Genomic DNA, 770 nt, shown 5'->3' on the forward strand with positions numbered 1-770 from the left:
TTTTGCTTAGCTATTGATAAATTCAACGGCTTGTTTTAGTTGTATTTGAGTACTGCTGAGCTCTGCTTTATAGCAAAGCACTTCAACTCCAGCGTCTTGTGCTTGTTTTAGTAATAACGAATATTTGGCGTCTATATGGTGTGCCGCAGACACTTTTTCAATGCCTGAATGTAAAACAGTGAATAAAAGTACGGCTCTACTTCCAGATTCGACCATTTCTGTGAGTTCTCGCAGATGTTTTTGGCCTCTAGTTGTCACTGCATCAGGGAAAAAACCTTGCCCTTCGGTCGACGCTTGTTGTTTAGTTGATATTTGTTGCTTAGTTGACACTTCTTCGTCGAGCAAAGTGACGCTTTTTACTTCGATATAGCAAGGCGGCTTTTCGTTATCTTCAAGCAGAATATCAATGCGACTATTCTCACTGCCATATTTCACTTCGGTTCGTAACGCGTTATAACCTAAGAGTTCAACTATAGTCCCATTTTCAATTGCTTCCACCGCTAGCTGGTTTGCCCGCGCAGTATTTACACAAATACGGTGACCTTTGTCTGTTTCTGAGATCTCCCAGCTGTTTGGGTACTTTCTTTTTGCATTGTCTGACGTTGAGTACCACACCGTATTGCCAGGAGTCGCACATCCTGTCATCGCTCCGGTGTTAGCGCAGTGGATAGTACGCTCGCTGCCGTCTGGAAGTTGGATGTCAGTGAGAAAGCGTTTATAGCGTTTAATAAGAGTCGCTGGCTCTAATGGAGGATTGAAGTGCATATTAC

The 770-nt window shown here is 43.2% G+C and carries 1 protein-coding gene; it reads right to left on the minus strand.

The annotated features are described in order from the left end of the window. Nucleotides 1-6 precede the first annotated feature (6 nt). Nucleotides 7-765, minus strand: coding sequence for a DNA/RNA nuclease SfsA (gene sfsA / locus AB4496_RS26080; protein WP_009847580.1), 759 nt, complete (start codon nucleotides 763-765; stop codon nucleotides 7-9). Nucleotides 766-770 lie beyond the last annotated feature (5 nt).

Source organism: Vibrio sp. 10N.222.46.A1, assembly GCF_041473595.1.
In the GTDB taxonomy this organism is placed as follows: Bacteria; Pseudomonadota; Gammaproteobacteria; order Enterobacterales; family Vibrionaceae; genus Vibrio; species Vibrio tasmaniensis_A.